The organism is Myxococcus sp. CA040A, from assembly GCF_013336725.1.
Taxonomy (GTDB): domain Bacteria; phylum Myxococcota; class Myxococcia; order Myxococcales; family Myxococcaceae; genus Myxococcus; species Myxococcus llanfairpwllgwyngyllgogerychwyrndrobwllllantysiliogogogochensis.
In genome coordinates this window covers 368,228-387,557 of record NZ_JABUMR010000005.1, presented here as the reverse complement: position 1 = coordinate 387,557, position 19,330 = coordinate 368,228, and the positions used below count along the sequence as shown (strand labels likewise).

14 protein-coding genes are annotated in these 19,330 nt (G+C 70.5%); 8 read left to right on the top strand and 6 right to left on the bottom strand.

Annotated elements, in window-relative coordinates; all coding sequences use genetic code 11:
- Positions 1-3,838 (bottom strand): non-ribosomal peptide synthetase (locus HUA75_RS23445; protein ID WP_217446241.1); only part of this gene is annotated, 3,838 nt, incomplete at its 3' end.
- A 179-nt stretch (positions 3,839-4,017) separates the two neighbouring features.
- Positions 4,018-6,078 (bottom strand): hypothetical protein, encoded by a 2,061-nt coding sequence (locus tag HUA75_RS23440; RefSeq protein ID WP_174487678.1) that lies wholly within the window; start codon positions 6,076-6,078, stop codon positions 4,018-4,020.
- Positions 6,079-6,189: 111 nt separating this feature from the next.
- Between HUA75_RS23440 and HUA75_RS23435 the strand changes: the two genes are divergently transcribed.
- The 5 genes from HUA75_RS23435 (at position 6,190) to HUA75_RS23415 (ending at position 11,540) form a co-directional block, all read left to right on the top strand.
- Positions 6,190-6,363: a Xan family putative trans-acting RiPP leader peptide gene (locus HUA75_RS23435; RefSeq protein ID WP_141643698.1), complete on the top strand. Its 174-nt coding sequence runs from the start codon at positions 6,190-6,192 to the stop codon at positions 6,361-6,363.
- Positions 6,360-7,376, top strand: a complete 1,017-nt coding sequence (locus HUA75_RS23430) for an aromatic ring-hydroxylating dioxygenase subunit alpha (RefSeq protein ID WP_174487677.1) — start codon at positions 6,360-6,362, stop codon at positions 7,374-7,376. The genes HUA75_RS23435 and HUA75_RS23430 overlap by 4 nt, the downstream gene beginning before the upstream one ends.
- A 56-nt stretch (positions 7,377-7,432) precedes the next feature.
- The gene (locus HUA75_RS23425; RefSeq protein ID WP_371746176.1) at positions 7,433-8,389 is read left to right on the top strand and encodes a c-type cytochrome; all 957 of its coding nucleotides are present in this window, start codon (positions 7,433-7,435) and stop codon (positions 8,387-8,389) included.
- Between the two features lie 88 nt (positions 8,390-8,477).
- Positions 8,478-10,391 (top strand): hypothetical protein, encoded by a 1,914-nt coding sequence (locus HUA75_RS23420; protein WP_141643696.1) that lies wholly within the window; start codon positions 8,478-8,480, stop codon positions 10,389-10,391.
- Between the two features lie 15 nt (positions 10,392-10,406).
- The gene (locus tag HUA75_RS23415; protein ID WP_141643695.1) at positions 10,407-11,540 is read left to right on the top strand and encodes a hypothetical protein; all 1,134 of its coding nucleotides are present in this window, start codon (positions 10,407-10,409) and stop codon (positions 11,538-11,540) included.
- A 32-nt stretch (positions 11,541-11,572) separates the two neighbouring features.
- On the opposite strand, the gene HUA75_RS23410 is transcribed toward HUA75_RS23415, so the two are convergent.
- Complete coding sequence (locus tag HUA75_RS23410) at positions 11,573-12,853, bottom strand: TldD/PmbA family protein (protein WP_254627719.1); 1,281 nt, start codon at positions 12,851-12,853, stop codon at positions 11,573-11,575.
- 183 nt (positions 12,854-13,036) lie between these two features.
- Between HUA75_RS23410 and HUA75_RS23405 the strand changes: the two genes are divergently transcribed.
- Entirely contained in the window at positions 13,037-14,398 is a 1,362-nt protein-coding gene (locus tag HUA75_RS23405; RefSeq protein WP_174487675.1) for a metallopeptidase TldD-related protein, read from the top strand.
- Between the two features lie 5 nt (positions 14,399-14,403).
- Here HUA75_RS23405 and HUA75_RS23400 read toward each other — a convergent pair whose 3' ends face one another.
- Positions 14,404-15,726, bottom strand: coding sequence for a cupin-like domain-containing protein (locus HUA75_RS23400; protein WP_174487674.1), 1,323 nt, complete (start codon positions 15,724-15,726; stop codon positions 14,404-14,406).
- 151 nt (positions 15,727-15,877) lie between these two features.
- Here HUA75_RS23400 and HUA75_RS23395 point away from each other — a divergent pair, with 151 nt between their 5' ends.
- Positions 15,878-16,762 carry a pirin family protein gene (locus tag HUA75_RS23395; RefSeq protein WP_174487673.1) on the top strand — a complete coding sequence of 295 codons (885 nt, stop codon included), beginning with the start codon at positions 15,878-15,880 and terminating at the stop codon, positions 16,760-16,762.
- Between the two features lie 91 nt (positions 16,763-16,853).
- Complete coding sequence (locus HUA75_RS23390) at positions 16,854-17,498, top strand: hypothetical protein (protein WP_141643690.1); 645 nt, start codon at positions 16,854-16,856, stop codon at positions 17,496-17,498.
- Positions 17,499-17,535: 37 nt separating this feature from the next.
- On the opposite strand, the gene HUA75_RS23385 is transcribed toward HUA75_RS23390, so the two are convergent.
- Positions 17,536-18,753 (bottom strand): 50S ribosomal protein L11 methyltransferase, encoded by a 1,218-nt coding sequence (locus HUA75_RS23385; RefSeq protein ID WP_141643689.1) that lies wholly within the window; start codon positions 18,751-18,753, stop codon positions 17,536-17,538.
- A gap of 99 nt (positions 18,754-18,852) precedes the next feature.
- Positions 18,853-19,281 (bottom strand): 2TM domain-containing protein, encoded by a 429-nt coding sequence (locus HUA75_RS23380; RefSeq protein ID WP_174487672.1) that lies wholly within the window; start codon positions 19,279-19,281, stop codon positions 18,853-18,855.
- Positions 19,282-19,330 lie beyond the last annotated feature (49 nt).

The following is a 19,330-nucleotide window of genomic DNA, read 5'->3' as shown; positions in this document are numbered from 1 at the left end:
AGAGGCTGAAGAGGATTTCCTCCTGGTGGATGTCGAAGGAGAGGCTGCCGGAGGCGGCCCAGGTGTGGCCGGGGGAAGTGGAGTAGAGGGAGTCGAAGGCGTCGAAGCAGTGGACGACGTTCTGCTGGGTGGAGAGGACGCCCTTGGGCACGCCGGTGGAGCCCGAGGTGTAGAGGATGTACGCCAGGTTGTCCGGGTGCGCGCGTGAGGGCTGCGCGAGCGCCGCACCGGGTCGCAGGGCGTCCTGTGGCTGCACGAGCACCGCGTCGAGTTGAACGCCGTCAAACAGCGAGGGCGAAGCGACGACGAGGCTGGCGCGGGACTGCTGAAGCAGCAGGGCGCGGCGCGCTGGTGGATGAGACGGCTCCAGCGGAAGGCATGCGGCGCCGGTGAGGTGAACGGCGAGCAGCGAGACGACGGCCTCCGAGGAGCGCTCGACGCAGACGCCGACGACGGCCTCGGGACGAGCCCCCAGCGCTGCGAGGTGGGACGCGAGACGCGACGCGCGTGCGTGAAGCTGCGCGAAGGTGAGCGTGGCATCCGGGGCGACGAGCGCGACAGCGTCGGGAGTGCGAGCGAACGTGGCTTCAAGAAGAGAAGCGACAGTGCCGTCTGCGTCGAAGGCCCGCTCGGTGTCGTTGAAGTCGAGCAGGACGCGTCGTCGCTCGTCGGCGTCGAGAAGCGAGAGTTCGGAGAGGGGAAGCTGGGGAGCGGCGAGGGCCTGCTCCAGCAGCAGGACGAAGTGGGACAGCATCCGCTCGACGGAGGCGTGCTCGAAGAGGTCGGTGCGGAACTGGAAGAAGAGCTGGAGCGAAGAGTCCGGCAGCTCGGTGGCGGTGAGCGCGAGGTCGAGCTGGCTGGTGCCGTTGTCGACGAAGACGTGCTGCGAAGACAGGCCGGTGAAGGAGAGGGGCGAGTCGACGCGGCGCAGGTCGAACATCACCTGGAACAGCGGCGCGTGGCTCAGGCTGCGCTCGACATGGAGCGCATCGACGACCCGCTCGAAAGGGGCGTGCTGGTGGCTGAAGGTCTCCAGTGACATCGCCCAGACGTGGGCCAGCAGCATGGAGAAGGGCGCGGCTGGCAACAGGTGGGTGCGCAGCACGAGCGTGTTGATGAAGAGACCGACGATCTCCTCCGTGGACTCGTGACTGCGGCCGGAGACAGGCGTGCCGATGCACAGCTCCTGCTCGCCGGAGTAGCGGTGGAGCAGGGTGGCGAAGACGGCATAGAGCGCCATGAATGGCGTCACCTGGTGATGCCGGCACAGGGCCTCCAGGCGCTGACGGACCTCGCGGGGCAGCACGTGTCGACGCGAGTACGCGCCCCGGTCGGAGAGCACCGGCGGTCGAGGCTTGTCGGTGGGGAGCATGAGCAGCGCCGGTGCACCGGCGAGCTGTCGCTTCCAGTACTCGAGGTGGATGTCCTCACGCGCGCGCACCTCGGGGGTGCGTTGCCACGCGGAGACATCCGCGTAGGTCATGGTCACCGGAGCCGGGGCGGGCTCACGGCCTTCCTGGAGGGCGGAGTACGTCCGCGCCAGCTCATTCAGGAGGATGCCCATGGACAGGCCATCCACCACCAGGTGGTGAAGCACCAGGAGCAACACGTGCTGCTCGGGGCCAACGCTGAACAGGCGGAACCGGTACAGCGGCCCGTCTTCCAACGAGAGCGGGCGCGCGGCTTCTTCACTCAGTCGGCGCTGGAGCACGGCCTCCGGTGTCCCCGCCTCGCGCGGGAGCCGCGACAGGTCTTCCACGGCGAGCACGGGCTCGTGCACCGCGTGGGTGCGCAGGCGCGGGCTGCCCTCGACGGGCGTGAAGGTGACGCGAAGCGCGGCATGTCGCTCCACCATCCGGCGCAGCGTGGCCTCCATCGCGGGCACGCTGAGCGCACCCCGGAACTCCAGCGCGTCGACGACGAGGTACGCCGCCGAGTCGGGCTGAAGCTGTTGAAGGAACCACAGCCGCTCCTGTGCCAGGGACGTCATCGGGACGGCGTCGGCGGGAAGCTGCGTGGGGCCCGCCAGGGGCGCTCCGAGCGACGCGGCCTTGGGCCCCAGCGCGCGCGCCAGGGAGGCCACCGTGGCGTGGGAGAACAGCGCGCTCAGCGGCAGCTCCACCCCCACCGCATGCTGTACGCGCGCCAGCAGCCGCGTCGCGCTCAACGAGTGCCCACCCAGGTCGAAGAAGTCGCTGTCCCGTCCCACCCTCTCCACACCCAGCACCTGCTGGAACAGGCCCGCGAGCAGCGCCTCCAGCTTTCCTCGAGGCTCGCCTCCAGGGAGGGCGCCCGATGCATCGCCGCGCTCGAGCGGCATCACCCCCAGCGCTCGCCGGTCCACCTTCCCCGAGGTCGTCAGGGGCAGGGTGGAGAGCGTCATGAGCACGGAGGGCACCAGGTGCTCGGGGAGCTGCTGTCGCAGCCACGCACGCAGGGCCGTGCTGACACGGGCCGCATCCAGGCCCACGTCCGGGACGATGAAGGCCACCAGCGACAGCTCTCCGGCCGTCACCTCGCGCGCGAGCACCGCGACTTCGCGGACCTCGGGATGGCGCGCGAGCAGGGCTTCGACTTCACCCGGCTCCACGCGCATGCCGCGCAGCTTCACCTGGGTGTCGGCGCGGCCCGCGTACTCGAGCTCTCCGTCCGGCGTCCACCGCGCCAGGTCTCCGGTGCGGTACAGCCGCGCGCCGGGGATGGGGCTGAAGGGATGGGGCAGGAAGCGCTCCGCCGTGAGGTCCGGACGGCCCAGGTATCCACGGGCCACGCCCACGCCGCCGATGTACAGCTCGCCGGCCACGCCGGGGGGCACGGGCTCCAGCGCTTCGTCGAGCACATAGAGCCGCGTGTTGGGCCACGGCGTGCCCAGGGTGATGGCGCCCGGTACCACCGCGTGCGGAGTGATGGCGGCACAGACGCTGGCCTCCGTCGGGCCGTAGGCGTTGAGCATCCGGCGCCCCTCGCTCCAGCGCTCGGCCACGGCGATGGGCAGGGCTTCGCCCGCGGAGATGACGGTGCGCAGCCCCTCCAGTCCCTCCGTCTCCAATTGCGCGAGCACGGATGGGGTGAGGGTGACGGCGGTGACGGCGCGCTCACGCAGCAGCGCTCGCAGGGGCGCGTCGGGAAGCAGTCGCTCCTGGGGCGCGAGCACCAGCGTCGCACCCGCGAGCAGCGTGGCGAAGACCTCGCACACGGAGGCGTCGAAGGTCATCGACGCGAACTGGAGCACCCGGTCCTCCGGCCGGAAGCCATGCGCCTGGACCGCGGCCAAAGCCGTATTGCGCAGCCCCGCGTGCGGCACCAGGACGCCCTTGGGGCGTCCCGTGGAACCGGAGGTGTAGATGACGTAGGCGAGGTGCTCCGGCGTGGCGACCGCGTCCAGTCGTCCGACGGGCAGGTGCGCGTACTCCGGCCGGGTGCCCTCCAACTCCACCAGCATCTCGCCCCGCAGCGGCAGCTCGTCCATCACCCGCTGGTGCGCGAGCACCACGGGCGCGCCGCTGTCGGAGAGCATGAAGCCCTGGCGCTCGGGAGGATGCGCCGGGTCCAACGGAACGAACGCGCCTCCCGCCTTGAGGATGCCCAGCATCCCCACCACCTGCTCCACGGAGCGCTCCGCGCACAGCGCCACGCGCGTCTCCGGCCCCACGCTCAACGAGCGCAGGTGGCGCGCGAGCCGGTTGGCGCGCTCATCCAGCTCCCGGTACGTCAGCCGCGTGCCCTCGAAGTCGAGCGCCGTCGCGTCGGGCGCACGGTCCACCTGCTGCTCGAAGCAGGCCACCACCGTGTCGCCGCCCTCGAACTCCCGCTCGGAGGCGTTGAAGGTGGAGAGCACCCGCTGGCGCTGCTCGTCGGAGAGGACGGGGCGCGGTCCGGGCTCGTGCGCTGGAGCGTGTTCGGGCAGAGGGGTGGCGGCGCCGGGCGCGGCGACGGAATCGACAGGGGGAACCTTCCGTCCTTGCTGGCTGGGGGAGGCCGGGGCGGAATCGTCTGGAACTGTCATGTGGGTAGGGCTCAGAGCCTGAGGCGAACGTTGATGCCCGCGCGGAACAACCCCATGTCCACCGGTGCACCAGGCGCCACGGTGGGGTCGGGCTGAAAGCGGAACTCGCCGCCGCGCTCTCCAAAGGGAACTTCCACGAAGGCCGCGACCGTCACGTCACGCAGCCGGGAGGCGTTGATGTCCAGCCGAACGACGTAGGAGGGGTCGCCCACGTTGCCCAGCAAGGTGAGCGTTGTCGTCGGCTCGTAGATGTTGCGCGCGGTGACGGCGACCTGCGCCATGCCATAGAAGCGGCCGAAGTAGAGCGGCTGGAAGTCGCCGACGGTCTGCACCCACGTCAGCAACTCGCGGTCATCGCTGCCCAACTGGTTGTAGAAGCCCTCCAACCGCACCACCGTCTTGAAGGTGTCCGCCACCCGCAGCTCGACCTGCATGCCGCCACTGGCCTGCACCTGCAACCCGTCCAGCGCCCGCACCTGGAAGCCACCGTCCGCCGCGCGCTCCCACGTGGCCACGTCCGCGCCATGCACCAGGGCGATCTCCGTGTTGAAGTCCAGCCGCCCCAGGCCGAGCGAGTAGTCCAGGCCATAGCGGGGGCGCCGCCCCTCATAGAACGAGCCCGTCGCCGCCAGCTCGCTGGTGCCCAGCGCGATTTCCGCGCGCACCGCGCCGCCGTAGCGCACGCGGTCCTCGTCCTCCAGTCCGCCCACTCCACTCGTCGTGTCCACCAGGTCCGCGGTGCCGATGATCCACAGGTTGGCGGCCATCTCCTCCCACGGCACGTTGACCTTCACCATGTCCACGCCGGGCCTCAAGTCGTAGAGGAACAGCGGGTCCGGATTGCGCGAGCGCAGGAAGTCGGTGGTGTTCCAGATCTTGGAGCTGCCCCACTTGATGTGCTGACGGCCCGCGGTGATGAAGACGTGGTCGAAGAGGCCGAAGTAGATCCACAGCCGGTCCAGGCTCGTCACGGGCGTGGAGAGCAGCGGGTCCAACGGGTCGTACGCCATCCGGCCCACCGCGAAGCTGCGCAGCCCGTCGAACGGCTTGAAGTCCAGGTACACGTCCAGCAGCGCCGGGAAGAACGGGTCCACGCCCGTCTTCGCGCTCAGCGCCCGGGTGGCGCCGGATACCTCCGCGCGCTGCAGATAGAAGCCGCCCACCGTGAGCAGCTCCGGCACCTTGAGGAAGGCGGAAGGGTGCAGAGGGTCTTCCACCGCGGCCTCCTCCGTCACCGGCTGGGGCCCCTCGCCCGGCACGGAGGGGCCCGACGTGACAGACGTCCCCATGTCCGCCACCACCACGGGCCGCAGCGAGGTGTCCACGTCAGCGGACGCCGGTGGACGCGGTGCCTGGCCCTCGCCTTCGCCGTCGATGGTTGGCACCGCCAGCGCCAGGCTCGCGGCGGCGGGCGCGTTCGCGGTGTCGGAGGCGGGCTCCGCGAAGGCCTCCACGGTGTTGCCGTCGGCGGTCTCCGTGTCGTCCTCCGCGTCGGTGCCGGACGCGGACACGGTGTCGCCCGATGCGTTGGTGCTCCGAACGCCGTCACTCCCCGAGCCCAGCTCCAGCGGCGGCTCCACGCTGGAGGAGAGCGCGAGGCGCCCCCGGACAGGACGCTCGTAGGTCAGCGCGCGCACGTCGGCACCGGTGAAGAACACCGCCAGGCCGCGCGAGGGATAGTGGAAGTACAGCGTGGTGTCCGCCGTGGCCTTCACCAGGTAGCAGGGCTTCTTGCTCCGGCCGACCTTGGGACACGCCGCGCCGAATTGTTTCTCCACCGCGGCGCGCGAGGGCGGCCGGGTGGGAAAGACATCGATGCGCTGGAGCCTTCGGGTGCGTGTATCCACCGTGAAACGCGCATGCCTCGTGCCCGCCGGCGAGGACTGACCCTGATAGTCGAGCACCAGCGCGCCATCCTCACGACGTCGTGAGTCGGGCTCGCCGAACAGGATGCGCAACTGCGACTCCGTCGTGGTGCCGGGTCTGGCTTTCTTCCAGGGCTCCGCGTGGGCGGTGCCATGAAGCAGACACAACATGGCCACGATGCGCACGACGGAGGGGGCAGGGGGCATGGATGAACGCAGTCTAGTGGCGTTGTGACAGGTGAGGAAAGCCACGGTGGGTTGACATTCCCCCAGCGTTCCCCCGAGCATCCGCCTCCCCTGTGTAGTGGAGGCCATCCCATGGCGTCGGAAGAGACTGCTCAGTCCCCCTCCGAATTGGCTGCTACAGCAGTATCCACATCGACTACCGCCGAGGCGGTGTCCGCTGCTCCCGAGAAGCTCGACGAGATAGAGGAGATCGACTTCCTCCTCGAGGAAATCGAAAGCAAGATCGCCCCGCTCGCCCTGGCATGAGCGCGGCCCACGAGGTCCGCCCGTACCGGGACGCTTTCGCCCCGTACTGGCATCCGGTGGCGTACTCCCACGAGCTGCGGGACGCGCCTCTTCCAGCCCGGCTGCTGGAGACGGATCTGGTCCTCTGGCGCACCGGCTCTGGCGTCGCGGCCTCTCAGCGCTACTGCGCGCACCGCGGCGCGGACCTCTGCTCAGGCTCCATCACCCCCGAGGGCCTTCGCTGCGCGTTCCATGGCTGGACGTACGGCGAGAGCGGGCGCTGCGTCCGGATTCCCTCGCAACCCCAGACGCCCATTCCGGAGCGGGCTCGGCTCGCGACGTTTCATGCCGCGGAGCGGCATGGCCTGGTCTGGGTCTGTCTTTCACCCGAGCCCGCCGCGCCATTGCCAGAATGGCCGGAGCTGGCTGACACGACGACGGTGGCCACGGTGCCGCTGCCGCGCCTGGACTGGGATATCGCCGCCGGCCGCATGGTGGAAATCGTCCTGGACGTGGCCCACCTCTCCTTCGTGCATGAGGGGACGTTCGGCAATCCGGACCAGCCCGAGGTGCCGCCCTACGACGTGGAGAAGCGGTCGGACGGACTCTCCGCGCGCATCATGTATCCCGCGCTGGCGCCCGGTGTCGGTGGCGCGCCGCCCCGGGTGGACCGGACCACGCTCACCTATGACGTGACGTTCCCTTTCGCCGCGCGGCTGTCCTTCAAGCCGACCCTCTTCTATCCGCACACCGTCTACGCGGTGGCCTCGCCCTGGTCCGAGGAGAAGATGCAGTGCTTCTACTTCGCCTCGTACCACCCGAGGATCCGCAACTTCGCGGACCTGTTCGTGAAGTCGGAGTCGGCCATCCTGGAGCAGGACCGCCGCATCGCGGAGGGGCAGCGTCCGCGCGCGCACCCGCTGGACTTCGCGGGCGAGGTCCTGGTGAAGGCGGACCGGCTCCCCATCGAATACCGCCGGGCCCTCACGGCCCTGCGCTCGGGCCGTCCGGTGGACGGGCCCCCCTTGGAATAGGAACGGGAGACACTCGAGTGAACGCAGGGAGTCGAAGCTGGGGGTGGAGTGTGTCCGTGGTGCTGCTCGTCGCCGGGGCGGCCTGTCGTCAACGGGAAGAGGCTCCCAAGCCGCCACCTCCAGCCCCGCCCGTGGTCGCCGCGAAGCCGGTGGCGCCTCCCGCGCCTCCCGTGGTGCCCGCGTCGGCTGACCCGGCGCTCGTGGCGCGGGGACGGTATCTGGCGGAGTCGGTGCTCGGCTGCATCGGCTGCCACACCGAGCGGGATTACGGCCGCTTCGGCGGGCCGGTGTCGGGGCCGGTGCTCGCGGGCGCGTGCTTCGGTGAGGAATGGGAGATGCCGGGCACCCTGTGCGCGCCCAACATCACCTCCGACCCCGAGCACGGCGTGGGGCGCTGGACGGACGAGCAGCTGCTGCGCACCCTGCGTGAGGGCTATGGCCGCGACGGACGGACGCTGTTTCCCATGATGCCGTACATGGAGTGGCGCACCACGCTGTCGGATGGTGACGCCCGCGCCGTGGTGGCCTGGCTGCGCACGGTGCCCGCGGTGGCCCGCGCCACGCCCCCCTCCAAGCTGCTTCCGGAGGTGACGGCGGAGATCCAGGACCTGGCCGCGCCCCTGCCCGGCCCCGTCGCCGAGCCCGCGGCGGACCCCATCGCCCGGGGCCGCTACCTGGCGACCGTCGCCCAGTGCGCCTTCTGCCACGCCAGCGCGGATGAGGAACCGAAGCCCTTCGCGGGTGGCCGCGCCGCGCCCACGCCCTTCGGCGCGGAGCCCATTCCGTCCCTCCTGCCCGGCGGGCCCGTCATGAAGGGGCTGGACGAGGACGCCTTCGTCGCCCGCTTCACCGCCTTCAAGGACCTGGGCGCCGCGCCCAGCCGCAAGGGCCAGGTCAACAAGCTGGCCATGCCCTGGCAGGCCTTCGCCTCCATGAAGGAGGAGGATCTGCGCGCCATGTACCGCTTCCTGAAGACCCAGGGGACTCCGACGCGACGCGCCAGCGGCCAGTGATTGGCGCGGCGCATTCTTAGAAAGTAGGATACACGCCTTGCCCTACACCGTCCCCTGTTCTCGGTGCGCCGGGCTGGACTCGAACCCCATGACACTGTCCCTGAAAAAGCTGGTCCTGATGCTCCCGGTGTTGGCGGTCGCCTCGGGGTGCAACCTGTTCGACACGGCCGACACGGAAGGAACCCGTGGCCGGGGTGCTCGCGCGTTCGACCCGTACGACAGCTCCGCCTCCGGTGCCATCTCCCTGTCCCTGCTGTGGTTCAAGGGCTGCGCCATCCTCCCCACGGGTGAACCCGTGACGAAGGGGGACCTGAACCTGCCGGCTTACGGGGACACCTGCTACAACATGAATGACGGCTACCCGAGGCCGGACGCGCCCTTCGAGCCGAGCGAGCCTCACGCGCGAATGGTCGTCTCCGCCGGTGAGCTGTACTTCCTGCGCGAGTTCTCCGCGATGGACGTCGAGCTGGCACGCTTCCCTGAATACAACGACAAGCGCACGCCCGCGGCGTGGATGCGCCTGGAGTCGTACTTCAAGGACCTGGACTGGTCGGGCCTGTCCTCGGGGCGTGACGGGTGGAAGCGCCTGCAGCCGCAGACGTTCCTGCGCGAGACGTTCTACGAGAACGCCGCGTGGATGCTGGCCACGGACGACACCTTCCTGCTGGAGGTGCTGGACGCGGACGGCAACGTGCGCGTCAGCCAGACCTACTTGCGCTCGGACTTCCTCGCGGAGAGCCCCGTCACGGGCCGCACCCGTGCCAGCTTCACGGTGACGGGCCTTCAGCGCCCGCTGTTCCCCGGAGACCCCACGCCGCACAGGGCAGCGAACTACGACGCGCTCGAGTTCGCCACGGCGGTGAAGGTGTCCTTCGCCAACTCCACCAACCCCTTCAAGTCCTTCACCATGCCGGACCTGCGGGGCGAGGGCGTCATCCGCTTCACGTGGAGCCAGCTCCCCCAGAAGCCCTTCCTCTTCCCCGTCACCTTCCAGGACGCCAAAGAGCGCCCCCCCACCTGCTACGAGCTGGGGCCGGATGGGTTGGCCACGGACGTGCCCACGCCGTGCGGCTTCGGCCTCAAGCAGAAGGTGCAGGTCTCCCGCCCCCCCAACGGCAACTTCTTCAACGCGGGCGAGACGGTGGACTTCGTCGTGTCGCTCCAGGACGGCGACGGCCATGGCCTGCACCCGCGCGGCTCCATGCCCTCGTTCATGACCTACATGGAGGAGGGCTCCAACGGCCTGGCCTACTTCAACGAGTTCATGCTGTTGACGTGGCGTGACAGCAGCGCGTCCGAGTCGGGCTTCAAGGTCGTCGGGCCGCTGCAGGACCTGAAGGTCGTCAACGGCGGCTTCGTGCCCACGGACTACTTCTCCTATCCCGCCTCGAGCGAGCCGCAGTTCTACGTGCCTCCGGACATCATGGCCGTCGCGGGCGGCCCGTGGGTGCAGCCGACGACGCGCTACACGGTGACGTTGCCGCCGGACGCCAAGCCCGGCACCTACGCCATCCTGCTCAAGGGCCACCGCAACTTCGAGGGCGAGCGGCTCAACCGGTTGGACCCGTTCTTCTTCCAGGTGGGCCAGGCCGAGCCCACCACGTACCCGGGCCGCATCGGCAACTGCCAGGTGTGTCACAACGGGGTCAGCTCGCTGAGCAACGTGCACCACGGCGTCTCCGTTGACCACGTGGAGACGTGCAAGGTGTGCCACCACGACGACGTCGTCGGGCACGTGTCGGACTTCGTCCACCGGCTGCACATCAACTCGCCCAAGTACGTCCAGAACAAGGGTGACTGCACCCTGTGCCACCTGACGCGCGAGAGCACGCTGCGCCCCAGCATGATTGCCTGCGCCGGCTGCCACCCGGGCACCCACGGCACGGAGTACTTCGACCTGCCGTTCCAGGAGATCAACTCCCCCCCCAACGCTTTTGGAAACTGCGCCAACGCCTGCCACGTGACGACGGCTCCCGCCGAGCACGTGCTGCCAGTGCGCTGAGCCCCGAGGACTCCGATGAAGCTCCGCTCCCTGGCTTCCAGCTTCCTGCTCTGCGCCGCCGTCGGCGGGTGTGCCGACTCCGAGGCGCCCGTCATCGTCCTGCCCGACACCGCGCCCGTGGTGGACCTCCCCGCGCGCACGACGAACATCTCGGGCGTGGTCTACGACCCGGAGGCGTTCCTCATCGCCTTCATGACGCTCCCCGAAGAGGTCACCGCGGAGGCGATACCCGGCGTCTTCAACGGGCCCTACACCGCCCTGTCCGCCATCACCGGCGGGAGCGTGACGCTGTCCTCGCCCGAGGGGAGCAGGTTCGCGGCGTCTCCCTCGGACTTCGGTGGGACGTGGCAGTTGGTCGGCGTTCCTTCGGGCGACGCGGCGACGTACATCGCGTCCGCCACGCCCCCCGCGGAGGGCGTGGTGCTGGACCCCGAGTTCCCCATCCCGCTGCCGCCGACGACGTACTTCCCCACCACGTACGTGCGGCCCATCCTCGCCAGCGTCACGCAGTGCTACGGCCAGTCCGCGGTGCTGGTGGGCAACACGGGCGCGCTGGACGCGGTGGCCCAGGCGATGACGGCGGCGGGCACGCCCACGACGCCGGCGGACCTGTTGGACTCCACGAAGACGGGCGGTGTCGCGCTCCTGTGGGTCCACGACATGAGCTTCCTGGCGGACCTGTTCCAGACGCCGGTCGGCAGCATCGCGGAGGCGTCCGCCGGTCAGCTCTTCGCGCTGGACTGGGCTCCCCCCGAGGGCTTGCCGGGCCAGTCGCCCATCGGCTTCAGCGTGCTCCCCGGCTCGGAGAGCTTCCTGGGCTACTTCGCGCTGGTGCTGCCGCCCAACTCCACCGCGCCGGTGACCATCAACCTCATCGACACCTTCGTCCCGGAGCCGGGCGAGCCCGACCCCGACGCGCCGCCCCGGCCGTACCTGCTTCCGTCCGTCGTCGTGGAGCCGCGTCCGGGCGAGGTCAGCGTGTACCGGGCCTTCGGGCAGTTTCCGCTTCCGCCGCCGGGCGAGGAGCCGCCGCCGGGCGGTGGCCTGGAGGACCCGCCTCCGCCGGAGCCGGAGCCCACCTGGGCCTGCTACATCCCGCCCGAGCCCGCGGAGCCCCCAGCCGAGCCGGTGGGTCCCCCGGCCGAGTAGTCACGCGAGCGAGGTCCAGGGCTCGGGGGTTCTCAAGCCCCGGGCCGGACCTGCAGCGCGCGGAAGCGGACCGACGGCTGCCCGAAGGATACGGGCAGCGGGCCGTGGTCCAGCTTGCGGCACCCGCGCGTGGCGAAGAGGTTGAGCGCGTCGGAGCCCACGGCGTCGATGGCGGCCAGCGCCGTCAGCCCGTTGCCCCAGAGGATGCCTGGGCCCACGCGCGCGCCCGCGCGCCCGTCGCGGACCTGACGGGCCTCGACGATGTAGAAGCTGAAGTCCCCCGACAGCAGGTTCATGTGCCGTGGAGTGAGGTGCTGCACGAGCAGCCCGTGGCCCATGTCCGCGAGGAACGCGTTCAGGTTTCCCTCGTGGGGCTCCACGCGGGTGTGGGCCATGCGAGGCAGCGGCGGATGGCGGAAGTCCACGCGCCGGCCGTGGCCGTTGGGCTCCAGGCCGAGCGCCCGAGCACTGCGCGTGTCCAGCAGGGGCGAGGTGACGACGCCCTCGCGCAAGAGCGGCACCGCGCGCGCCGCGTGTCCCTCATCGTCCCAGGCGAAGCCGAGCGCGCCCTGTGCATCCGTGGGGTCGTCCGACACGTGGACGAAGGGCTCCGCCACGCGCTGTCCCATCCGGCGCGCGAGGAAGGAGCCGCCTCGCGCGACGACATCCCCTTCCATCGGATGGCCGCAGACCTCGTGGAAGAAGCACGCGGAGGCCGCGCCCGGTGGGAGAAGGATGGGCAGCGCCTCGGAGGGACATGGCACCGCGGGAGTCGTCTCCCGGAGCTCGCGCACCAGCGTGTCCACCCAGGCTTCCAGGGCGGGCAGGGCCGCATGGAGGTGCGCGGCGTCGGGGTGGCTGACGCAGCGCCAGGCATCGAACCGGGGGCCACCGGGCTCGCCGTGGAAGGCCTTCACCTCCAGCAGGGCATGACGGGTGTGCTCCTCGACGAGCCGCTCGGGATGGGCGTGGAGCGTCCAGCGGTCCACCTCGCGCAGCGTCACATCCAGGTGGGCCGCGCCCGCCTCGCGAGCGACTGTCACCAGCCGGCGCACGACGTCCTCGCGAAGCGCGGCGCCGTCCGCCAGCGCGGAGGGACGAACCAGCGGTCCGCGTGTCCGCTCCAGCACCTCACCGGGGAGCAGGCCTGGCGCGGGCGCGTCCCGTGCCAGCTCCGTCCAGGTGTATTCGCCGTGGCTCGGGCTGCCCTTGCGCGCGCAGACACCGCGCTCGAAGGTCGCGGGTGGCACGCGGATGCCGGAGCGCAGGTGGAGCACGTCGGAGACCTCGCGTCGCTCCACGAACCAATCCAAGGCGAGAGGCTCCTTCCGTCCGTGTCGGGGGACGCGCGAGGTATCGCGCTCCCAGGTTGTATCACGCCGAGTGGTGGACCGAGACCGGGACTGGTGGAGGACTTCCACGAGACGCATGATGCGGGGACGTGAGCGCGTGGCGCGACGGGGCTCGGAAGCAGGCCCTTGGGTGGATGAGTCCGCATGTCGAAAGGTGACGAGGACGTGGACGCGACGGAGGCCGACCTGACGGACACGGTGGGCCTGTCACCCCGGGACTGGAGTGTCGAGGCACGGAAGGTGATGGACCGCCTGTGTCGCGAGCGAGGATGGCGGAGCGCGGAGCTCTACCTGCTGTCGCATGCGGACCTGTCGATGGATTACGACGTGGCCACGCGGACCTCCTCCTGTAGCTGGGGGCACGGGTTTACCGCCTCCGCCCGGGTCTGGACCGAGTCGCTCATGGGCACCGCCGTCGAGTCCGTGGATGGCGTGGCGGCCCTGGAGCGGTTGCTGTTGTCCGCGGAAGGCAAGGCACGCACCGGTACGCCCGTGCCTCTTCCCGCCTCGCTCGAGAGCACCCCGGTCTCCCAGACCGCGTGGCGCCCGCGGACGCATCCCTCGCGCGCGCGCCTCCGCGCCGAGCGCATCGTCGAGGAGGTCCTGCCCGAGGGCGTCGTCGTCCAGGCCCTGGTGGTGAAGCAGGAATGTTCGGGGGCCTTGCTCCTGCGCGGCGATGGCTTCGAGTCCTTCCGGCAGGTCGAGCATGAGGCGGCCTTCCTGCGCTGTGAGACGTCGCGCGGCGCGCTGGTGGATGCCGTGCCCCTGCGGCCCGGGATGATGAAGGGAGAGGGGGACCTTGGCCCGGTGCGCGCTCGCCTGGCCGACGCCGTGTCCGCGCTCGAAGGACCCGTGAAGAAAGCGGACCGCTCGCTTCCCCTGGTGCTGCGGCCCGCCGTCGCGGCGCCGCTCGTCGCGGGGCTCGCCTGGCTGTTGCGAGGAGACATCGCCTCGGCGATGCCCGCGCTCACCCGCGCCGTGGGCCGCAAGCTCTTCCCTTCCATCCTGTCCGTGGTGGATGACCCGCTGGACCCCCGAGGCACCCAGCACCGGAGCATCGATGACGAAGGGCGGCCCGCCCGCGTCCTGCGACTCGTCGACGAGGGCCGCCTCACGGGGTTCCTCCACACGGAGGAGACGGCCGCGCGCCTCGGGGTCGAGCCTAGGGGCCGAGGACTCCGAGAACTCGCTCACCCCGCGACGTCAACGCCGCTCAACCTGTGTGTCCTGCCGCGCGAGGATGCGCTGCCTTCCGACTACACGGAGCTGGTGGCGCGCGTGGAGAACTTCTCCACCATGCCCACGCCGGGCACGGTGTCGCTCATCGCGGGAGGCTGGGAGGTCCGCGACGGACGTCGGGTGCACCGCGTGGAGCCGCTGGAGCTGGAGCTGCCCGTGCTGGAGACGTTCCGCGGCTTGCGCGGCGTCGGCTCGGACCTGGCCTTCTTCCCCTCGGCCGAGGGGTGCGGCACGCCCACCCTGGTGCTGCCTCCCCCGGGAGGGTGAGGCGTTCAGCGTCGGCGCGTGGGCACGTGGCGCCACACCGCGCGCCACCGCGCCAACTCATCCAACAGGGAGCGCACGCCCGCGCGGGGAAACGCGCGCGAAGGCAGGCGTCGGAAGAAGGACTCCTCCAGCGCCTCCACTGCCTGGGGCCGGCCGGAGTTCAGCGCCTCCACCAGCGCATGGAGCCGCCGCCGCGCGCCCGGCGTGGAGCGCAGCGTCCGCGAGTAGCCGTTGGCGGCCACGACGAGGCGCGCTTCGTCCAGGGGCACCATGACGATGGGCCGCGCGGGGCTCGCCACCACCGTGTCCTCGAGCGTGAGCGGCGCAAGGCCCCGCGCCTCGGGAGGAGGACCTTCCAGGGCGCCGTTGGAGAGAAAGCGCGCCCAGCCTTCGGTGAGCGTGTCGCGCGTGGCTCGAAGCCCCGGGCCCCGGGCCTGCCTGGCGAGCGCGGCGCGCACCGAACCTGGCAACGTCCAGCGTCCGTCCTGGGGCAGCTCTCCATGACGCAGGCTGCTCGGCCACGGCTGCTCGGGCGCGCGGTCCAGGAACATGGGCGCGCGGAAGCCGAGGCCCAGCGAGGCGGCGATGGTGAGGCCCTTGCTCGGCTCGGAGCGGTGCCAGTACGAGGAGGGCCAGTACATGAAGTCCCCCGCGCCGGCCTCGAGCACGCGCGCCTGGGCCATCATCTGACGCTCGTCCTCCGCGTCGCGCGGCACCACGCCGTGTGGCCGGTCCTTCAGCCCCGGGTCCGCATGCGGCGCCACCTCCGGCCGCGAGCTGAGCGCCTCCAGCGGCCAGAAGCTCATCCTGCGGCGGCCCTGGATGACGAAGTAGAAGACGTGCAGGTCGTCCTTGTGCACGCCGAACGGCGTGTGGCGGTAGTTGCCCAGGAACAGCGCGGAGTCCGCGCCCCCCAGCGGCACGCCGAGCGCGCCGTGGAAGCCGGACAGGAAGCTGCGCATCTGGAGCCAGTGACTCCAGTGGTGGCTCTCCGTGCTGCTCAGCACCAGTCCGAAGCGCCGTCCCTGCAGCAGTCGCTCCATCCGCCGCGCGTACCCGTCGACGTCACCGTCCTCCGGCAGGGGCAGGTAGCGCGACAGCGCGACGGCCGCGAGGACCTCCGGCGGTCCCTCCGCGGTCGCCTCGCTCTCCACGTAGAAGCGCACGGGCAGCATCGACTCGCCCTGCCGGTAGCGCATGCCCACGTTCAGCAGCGCCTCGAAGATTTCCGAGGGCGACGGGAAGTGGCGGGGGAACATCCCCTGGAACACGGTGGGCCCCTGGTCCCAATGCTCGCGGGCGAAGCGCTTCCAGAAGGCACGCGGCAAGGCGAGAGACGGTTCAACCGGGAGTGCGGCGGAGGCTCGTGCCATGGGTCCGGGGGGATGCGCGAGGGGAAGAGTGGGTGATACTAGCATCCGGCATTCGGGCTCCACGACAACGCGGGTTCACGCGGACGCCCGGCGAGGAGAGTCGAGCATGGGGACGGATTCAGCGTCGGCGGCGCGCGTGGATGCCCTGGCGGAGCGTGGCGTGGCGGCCCTGTGGCCCGCGAAGCCGACGGAGCTGGTGGGGGACTCGCGGGTGCTGCGAGCCCTGCCCCGGGTGGAGCTGCGGCGCGTGGGGCCCTTCGTCTTCTGTGACCACTTCGGGCCCTCGCCCGCCGTACCGGGCACCATGGCCGTCCCCCCGCATCCCCACGTGGGCCTCCAGACGGTGACGTACCTGTTCTCCGGCGCCCTCCGTCATCGCGACTCCGTTGGCTCGGTGCAGGACATCCATCCGGGCGATGTGAATTGGATGACCGCCGGACGCGGCATCGTCCACGCGGAGGACGTGGATTCGAGCCCCGGCGCCGCGCCGCTGCACGGCATCCAGACCTGGGTCGCCCTGCCGCGAGAGCAGCGCCACACGGAGCCCTCCTTCGAACATGTCCCCGCGTCGCGGCTGCCCCTCGTGGAGCGCGAGGGCGCCCGCGTGCGCGTGCTCGCCGGTCGCCTGGGCGACGCCGTCTCCCCCGTGCCCACCTTCCATCCCTTGACGTACCTGGACGTGGAGCTGGAGGCGGGGGCCTCGGTGTCGCTGCCCGTGCCGTCCACGCACGCGCTCGCGCTCTATGTGGCGGACGGGGACGTGGCCGTGGGTGGGACGACGGTGGAGCGGGGCGTGCTCGCGCACCTGGACGAAGGCGCCTCCACGCTGTCGCTGCACTCGGTGAAGGGCGGGCGGGCGGTGGTGTTCGGAGGTGAGCCGCTGCCGGACCCGCTCGTCATCTGGTGGAACTTCGTGGTGGACAGCGTGGCCGAGGGGCGCGCCCGGCTGGCGGACTGGGAGGCGGGTCGCTTCCCGTCGCTCGCACCCTGAGCATCCGGGGTGCCAGGCCCTCGTACCCGAGGGCCTCCTTCCCGCGTCGGGAATCCAGTGCATGCTGCGCGCCCACTCGGGAGGAGCTGGGATGTCGAGTCAGTCGTTGGCGATGAAGCTGCTGGAGGGCGCGCGGGAGTGGGCGAAGCGGCTGCCGTCCCCGCTCTCCGGAGACGTCGCGGTGGACGTGGGCGGCAAACGGCTGCGCCTGTCTCACGTGCGCGTGGAGACGGTGGTGCGCCAGCTGCTCGGCAAGGCGAAGAACGTGGAGCTGCGCCACTGGGAGGCCCGGCCGGAGCTCTATGACATCCGGCTGTCCGTGAAGGGCTGGAAGCTGCGCGTGGAGACGACGCTGGAGCGGGTGGAGTTCGTCTCGGGGCGCTATCGGTTGTGGCTGCGCACGCCCGGCCGTGTCGAGTTGGAGGAGTCGCGCGGGGCCTCGTCGCTGGTGATGGGACTGTTGCGCGCGGGCGCCGGCCGCTCCGCGCTGCGCGCCATGGCGGAGCGGCTCCTGCCGCCGGGGTTCCGTTGGGACGGCCAGGTGCTCCAGGTGGAGGGCCGTCTCCCCGCGGAGGGTGTGCTCTCCGCGAGGCTCTTCGAGACCGCGTCACTCGCCATGAGCGTGGAGCACGTCGAAGAGGGACTGTGGCTGGGCGCGGAGGAGTGGCCTGGACTGGTGGACATGCTCCAGGCGGTGTTCGGCACGGAGCTGCCGCGCACGCCGCCGGGGACCTGAGCCGCCACGGCGTGTGGGCCACCCCGCCGCCGTCCCATCAGGCGAGGACGATTTTGAACCGGTGTCCGTGGGAGCGGTTGAGCGTCGAGACGATTCTCACCCGGTCTCCGGGCTGCACCTGCACCCGCTCCTTGAACTCCTTCACCTGGAAGCCCCAGCACGTCGGCGGCGCGGAGGGCGAGGTCGACAGGACGGTGTGCTCGTCCATGTGCGCGCGGAAGTAGATGGCCACGCCCCCCAGGATGCCGGGAGCGTTCACCTCGAGCACCGATTCGACGGACTGCTCGTTCATCGCCTCGGTCAAATCCCCGTCGAGCTGGACGTCCCGGAGCAGGCAGGGGCGGGTGAGCAGCGTCTGCGGAGCGGTGGGGGGAATGACCATCCCTCCCTGGTCGAAGTTCGGGCCGGCGACGTCGAACGCGGCCTGCATCCGCTTCAACACGGGCTTGAACGACAGGCCATAGAAGTCGTTCAGGTTCTCCGCCTCCCGCAGCATGCGCTGTCCGGAGCTCACCGGCTCCGTCATCTGGACGCCGACACACATCGCCTCGATGCGATGGGGAATCAGCCGGCCTCCCGGGGCGAGGAAGTGCTGCGTCGCGTGTTGGATTGCGGGCAGCAGGTTCTCCCCGAACGGGTCTGTGTTGAGCAGCTCATGGACAATCACGTTCGCGCGCTGGGGCAGCTCGATGTCGCGGCTGTTGCCCTGCAACAACGTGATGCGGTCCGCGACGCCATTCTCGGCGTACATCTCCAGGGCCACCTCCGCGATGGCGGACTCCTCGATGGCATAGACATGTCGTGCCCCCGCCTTCGCGGCGAGAATCGCGAGCAGGCCCGTCCCCGTTCCGATGTCGAGGACGACCTGGTCCCTGGCGTGCCGGAACAGTGACGAGCGGTAGGCGTGGACGCGCACCGTGTCGTAGAGCATCCGGTGATGCTCGGCGATATCCGCCCAGCCTCCCGGCCCCAGCACGTAGCGCGAGCTGTCCACCTGGGTGCCCTTCACCGGAACCACCACCGAGTGGGCCAGGAGCGTGTCGAGGGCTTCGTCGAGCTGGGCGCGCGAGAACGTGCTCGGTATCGCGAGGACGTCTTCCTTCGGGCAGGCGGACCGCAGGGACCCGACCAGCCACCATTGCGCGGGGGTGAGGGTCAGGGGTGGATGGGACATGGAGGCGAGCGCGGTCATCTGCCCCTGCGCGTTCACCATCATCATCAGGGACTGGGACACCCGGAGCTGCTCGTCAGGCATGGCGGCATGACCTCACAAGGTTTCAACTCAAATCAGGTAAGATGCGGATTCAAGTCTTACCCTGTTGCGAGTCCTTGCCAAGGTCCCCACCGACACGACCTAGTCCTCGTCCTCCACCTTCAGCTCGCGTCGGGCCATCCCCATCACCGTGCCCATGGCATGGAACGCCAGCCCGATGCCCCAGCCCAGCGCGGGCCAGTGCACCCACCAGCCAGGGCCGGAGAAGAGGTCAATCAACGTCAGCCCGCCGAGGACGATGGTGTAGCTGAGGCCGTGCGTCGCCAGGCCCAGCAGCTCCTTGCGGTCCTTGCGCTGGTGCTGCTCCTTCTGGGCGCGGGAGACCAGGGCGACCTCCACGGCCGCCTCGCTCAGGCCCATCTCCCGCGCCATGGTGAGCACCTCCTCACGCGTCAGGGTCCGCGCCGGCTCGCGACTCGCGAGCGCATGCGCGCTGGCCTCGCGGATGATTTCCGCGGCCTCTCGCTCCGTGAAGTGGGTGGGGGGCGTTTTCTGTCGGGTGTCCGCCATGAGTCCCGGACAGTAGTGCTTCGCCCGGGCTCGCGTCGATACACCCGGG